This window comes from Burkholderia sp. E168m23 (assembly GCF_016586125.1).
GTDB classification, from domain to species: domain Bacteria; phylum Pseudomonadota; class Gammaproteobacteria; order Burkholderiales; family Burkholderiaceae; genus Burkholderia; species Burkholderia orbicola.
The window spans coordinates 1-4,818 of record NZ_BCPP01000549.1 but is presented as its reverse complement, the minus strand read 5'-3'; the positions used below and the strand labels follow the sequence as shown (position 1 = coordinate 4,818).

Annotated in this window: 4 protein-coding genes and 2 pseudogenes; 1 reads left to right on the top strand and 5 read right to left on the bottom strand. The window is 66.9% G+C overall.

Features of this window, described 5'->3' with window-relative positions:
- Positions 1–98 precede the first annotated feature (98 nt).
- The 3 genes from JMF90_RS24405 to JMF90_RS24395 form a co-directional block, all read right to left on the bottom strand.
- Positions 99–326, bottom strand: coding sequence for a hypothetical protein (locus tag JMF90_RS24405; RefSeq protein WP_006478387.1), 228 nt, complete (start codon positions 324–326; stop codon positions 99–101).
- Between the two features lie 128 nt (positions 327–454).
- A complete protein-coding gene (locus JMF90_RS24400; RefSeq protein WP_201316990.1) occupies positions 455–1,867 on the bottom strand; it encodes a lactate utilization protein B in 1,413 nt (470 codons plus the stop codon).
- 34 nt (positions 1,868–1,901) lie between these two features.
- Positions 1,902–2,624 (bottom strand): (Fe-S)-binding protein, encoded by a 723-nt coding sequence (locus JMF90_RS24395; RefSeq protein WP_006478385.1) that lies wholly within the window; start codon positions 2,622–2,624, stop codon positions 1,902–1,904.
- A 183-nt stretch (positions 2,625–2,807) separates the two neighbouring features.
- Between JMF90_RS24395 and JMF90_RS24390 the strand changes: the two genes are divergently transcribed.
- Positions 2,808–3,617 carry an IclR family transcriptional regulator gene (locus JMF90_RS24390; RefSeq protein WP_006478384.1) on the top strand — a complete coding sequence of 270 codons (810 nt, stop codon included), beginning with the start codon at positions 2,808–2,810 and terminating at the stop codon, positions 3,615–3,617.
- 123 nt (positions 3,618–3,740) lie between these two features.
- On the opposite strand, the pseudogene pbpG reads toward JMF90_RS24390, so the two are convergent.
- Positions 3,741–4,709: pseudogene (pbpG, locus tag JMF90_RS24385) on the bottom strand (D-alanyl-D-alanine endopeptidase); the annotation flags it as partial.
- A gap of 40 nt (positions 4,710–4,749) precedes the next feature.
- Positions 4,750–4,818, bottom strand: a pseudogene (locus JMF90_RS24380) (Fe-S cluster assembly transcriptional regulator IscR); the annotation flags it as partial.

Here is a 4,818-nt window from a genome sequence, read left to right as displayed (position 1 = left end):
ACTATCGAAAAGCCGCGGCGGACCGCGTGGGAGAAGAACACGCCATTATACAAAGGCGGCCGAAATCGCGCCGTCGCGCAAAGCGACGGCGCCCTGCCTTACAGCGCCTTCGGCGCAGCGAGCACCATGTCGCCGGACGCCGCCGGCAGCGGCTGTGCCGCGTCGCCGACCAGCCCGAACGACACCGCGCGCGCCAGTTCGGCGGACGCCTGGTGAACCGCGAGCGGGCCGCGCGACGGCGCACCGGCCATCGCATGCAGATAGGCAACCGCTGCCAGCGGAACCACGATTGCCAGCGGCCAGTACATCGATATTGTCTTTTTCATGATGCGGACCTCCTTGACCTCGTACCCCGAAACCCAATTCCGGGGACTACAGACGAGATTCTATAGATCGCATCTATCGAGATAAATATACAAATAGCGAACGCACTGTTGCTGCCCGCTGAACAGTGTCAGCCGAGATGGCTTTGCGACGCCGCATACAGCTCGCGGAAGGTGCGCCCGGTCGGCGTCGGCATGTCGCGCGTATCCATCCAGCCGCCCATCATCGGCAGGCGCCGCAGCATGCCGCCGTCGCCGCCCAGCCGCTCGAGGATGCGCACCGCGAGCTTGGTCGTCAGCGCATACAGCAGCGGCCGCCGGGCGAAGAAACCCCACGCGGCGAGCGCCGCGCGCTCGCGCCATGGCCGCAGGTGGCGCTCGACCTGCTTCTCGCGCAGCGTGCGCAACAGGTGCGACAACGGAATCCCGGCCGGGCAGACGCTGTCGCATTCGCCGCACAGCGTCGCCGCCTGCGGCAGGTCGAGCGTGCGGTCGAGCCCGACGTAGCTCGGCGTCAGCACCGAGCCCATCGGCCCCGGATAGACCCAGCCGTACGCGTGGCCGCCGACCTTCTGGTACACCGGGCAATGGTTCATGCAGGCGCCGCAGCGGATGCAGCGCAGCATCTCCTGGAATTCGCCGCCGATCAGGCCCGTGCGGCCGCCGTCGACGAGCACCACGTAGTTGTGCTCGGGGCCGTCTTCGTCGCCCGGCCCGCGCGGCCCGGTCAGCAGCGAGAAATAATTCGACGTCTTCTGCCCGGTCGCGGAACGCGGCAGCAGGCGCATCGCGGTCGCGAGATCCTCGAGGGTCGGCAACACCTTCTCGATGCCGGTCACCGCGACATGCACGCGCGGCATCACCGTGCACATCCCCTCGTTCCCTTCGTTCGTCACGATCGCGACCGAGCCCGTCTCGGCAATCACGAAGTTGCCGCCCGTCACGCCCATGTCGGCCGACATGAAATGCGGGCGCAGCACCTCGCGCGCCTCGCGCGTCATGTCCGGAATCTCGGTGAGCCGCTCGCGCTGGTGCGTGCGTGCGAACAGGTCGGCGATCTCGTCCTTGTCCTTGTGCACGACGGGCGCGATGATGTGGCTCGGCGGCTCGTTGTCGTTGATCTGCAGGATGTATTCGCCGAGGTCCGTCTCGATCGATTGCACGCCCATCTCGGCGAGCACCGCGTTCAGGCGCATTTCCTCGGACACCATCGACTTGGTCTTGATGACCTTCTTCACGTCGTGCCGGCGTGCAATGTCGGCCACGAGCCGCGCGGCGTCCGCGGTCGTTTCCGCGAACAGCACCGTCGTGCCGCGCCGCGTCGCCTCGCGCTCGAATGCCTCGAGCCACACGTCGAGATGCTCCAGCGCGCGGTTGCGGCGCGCCTTGAGCGCGGCGCGCGTGGCCGGGAAGTCGATCAGCGTCATCGCGTCGGCGCGCGCGGACACGAACTTCGTCGACAGCTTCTTCAGGTTCTGCTGCAGGCGCTGGTCGGCCAGCTTCTGGCCGGCGCGCGCCTTGAAATGCATCGATTGGACTTGCATCGCGGTATCGGGGAAAAGTGAGCGGAACCGGGCGTCAGACGTCGCCCGCCAGCACCTGCGCGACGTGCAGCACGCGCGTGTCGCGGTCGCCGGTGCGGCGCAACCGCCCTTCGATGTTCAGCATGCAGCCGAGATCGCCGAGCACGACGGTGCCCGCGCCCGACGCGCGCACGTTCGCGCATTTCTCGTCCGCGATGGCCGCCGAGATGTCGCCGTATTTCACCGAGAACGTGCCGCCGAAGCCGCAACAGTGCTCGCAATCCTTCATCTCGGTCACCGCGACGCCGCGCTGCGCGAGCAGCGCACGCGGCTGCGCCTTCACGCCGAGCTCGCGCAGGCCCGAGCACGAATCGTGATAGGTGACCGGGCCGGTGAATTCGCCCGGCGCGAGCGACACCTTCGCGACGTTCGCGAGAAAATCGGTCAATTCGTGGACTTTCTGCTGGAACCGCGTGTAACGCCCCATCAGTTCGGGATCGTCGCGGAACAGGTCGCCGTAGTGCGCGCGGATCATCCCGCCGCACGAACCCGACGGCGCGACGACGTAATCGAACTGCTCGAACTCGCGCAGCGTCTTTTCCGCGAGATCGCGCGCGAGCGCGCGGTCGCCCGAGTTGTAGGCCGGCTGGCCGCAGCAGGTCTGCGCGGGCGGCACGATCACTTCGTAGCCGGCGTCGCGAATCAGCTTGAGCGCCGAAAAGCCGATTTCGGGGCGCATCAGGTCGACCAGGCAGGTCACGAACAAACCGACTCGCATACGTGCTCCTTCGAGAAAACGGCTCTCATTATCCGACGTTTGGCTGGCAAGACCAACGCCGGCCCGTGCGCAAGCCCGCGGTACGCGAAACGAGGACTTCCTCGAACGGCGTTCGCTTTTTTCACGATACGAGATACAATCGTTCCAACACCGCTTGACGCGTCAACCGATTCCTCCCCCGACATGAGCCAACCCACCCCGGATTCAAAAACGTCGATCCAGGTGATCGAACGCATGATGCGGTTGCTGGACGCGCTCGCCGCGCACAGCGACCCTGTCAGCCTGAAGGAACTTGCGCAGCGCACGGAGCTGCACCCGTCGACCGCGCACCGCATCCTCAACGACATGGTGACCTGCCGCCTCGTCGACCGCTCCGATCCCGGCACCTACCGCCTCGGCATGCGGCTGCTCGAGCTCGGCAACCTCGTGAAGGCACGCCTGTCGGTGCGCGACGCGGCGCTGATGCCGATGCGCGAGCTGCACCGCCTCACCGGGCAGACCGTGAACCTGTCGGTGCGCCAGGGCGACGAGATCGTCTATATCGAGCGCGCGTACTCCGAGCGCTCTGGAATGCAGGTCGTCCGCGCGATCGGCGGCCGCGCGCCGCTGCACCTCACGTCGGTCGGCAAGCTGTTCCTCGCAGCCGACGAAACGTCGCGCGTGCGGGCCTATGCGACGCGCACCGGGCTGTCCGGCCATACGCAGAACAGCATCACCGACATCGCGAAGCTCGAGCGCGAGCTGACGATCGTCCGCCAGCAATCGTGCGCGCGCGACAACGAGGAGCTCGAACTCGGCGTGCGCTGCATCGCGGCCGGCATCTACGACGATTCGGGCAAGCTCGTCGCGGGCCTGTCGCTGTCGGCGCCGGCCGACCGCCTGCAGGACGCGTGGCTCGGCCAGTTGAGCCGGACGGCGCTCACCATCTCGGAATCGCTCGGCTACCGGCCGGCGCCCGAAAAGGACGTGGACGGGTTGCAGCGGCAGGCGTGAGCCGCGCCGTCGGCCCCGCTTCCGGCTCCGATTCCGGTTTCGCCGGATAAAAAAAGCCCCGCGATTGCGGGGCTTTTTCGTTGCAGCAACCGGTGCGGTACGGCGGCGAACCGCCGCACACGATCAGGTGCCGCCGGCCGGCGTGTTGGCCGCCGTCAGGCGTTCGCCGCCGCCGGCATCGAGCCAGTTGCGCAGGCGCGAGGCGTCGGCGAAGCGCGAGTACTTGCCGAACGAATCCAGCAGCACCATCACCATCGGCCGGCCGTGGATCGTCGCCTGCATCACGAGGCATTCACCCGCTTCGTTGATGAAGCCCGTCTTCTGCAGGCCGATGTCCCACGAACCGTTGCCGCGGATCAGCGCGTTGGTGCTGTTGTAGACCAGGTTGCGCTTGCCCGTGTACACCTCGTACGTGCGATCGGTCGAGAACTGGCGGATCATCGGGTACTGGTACGCCGCATTGACCATCTTCACGAGGTCGCGCGCGCTCGACACGTTCGAGCTCGACAGGCCGGTCGAATTCTCGAAGTGCGTATCGGTCATGCCGAGCGCCTTCGCCTTTGCGTTCATCGCCGCGATGAACGCCGGACGGCCGCCCGGGTAGTAACGCGACAGCGCGGCCGCCGCACGGTTTTCCGACGCCATCAGCGCGATGTGCAGCATGTCCTCGCGCGACAGCACCGAGCCCACCGACAGGCGCGAGCCCGTGCCCTTCTCGTAGTCGCGGTCTTCGTCGGTGACTTCGAGCTGGTCGGTCATCGGCGACTTCGCGTCGAGCACGACCATGGCCGTCATCAGCTTCGAGATCGACGCGATCGGCACGACCGCGTGCGAATTCTTGTCGAACAGCGGCTCGCCGGAATTCTGGTCGACGACGTACGCGACGCTGGAGCGCAGCGCGAGCGCGTCGGGCGTATCGTGCAGACCGAACGCCTGGCCGACCGTCGGACGGCGCGGCTGGAACGCGACCTTGCGCACCGCGCCGCGATGGCCGCCGTGCACGTTGCTCGCCGCGAGCGTCACGCGCTTGCGCGACGCTTTCGCGCGCGGCGCATCGGCCGCGGCGACCTTGGCGGATTTATCGGTGGTCGCGTAATAACTTCGTATAGCATACATTATACGAAGTTATACGAATGATGTCGGCAACGGTGACGTCCTGCGCGCGACGCGCGAGGTTGTAGCCGCCGCCCGGGCCGCGCAC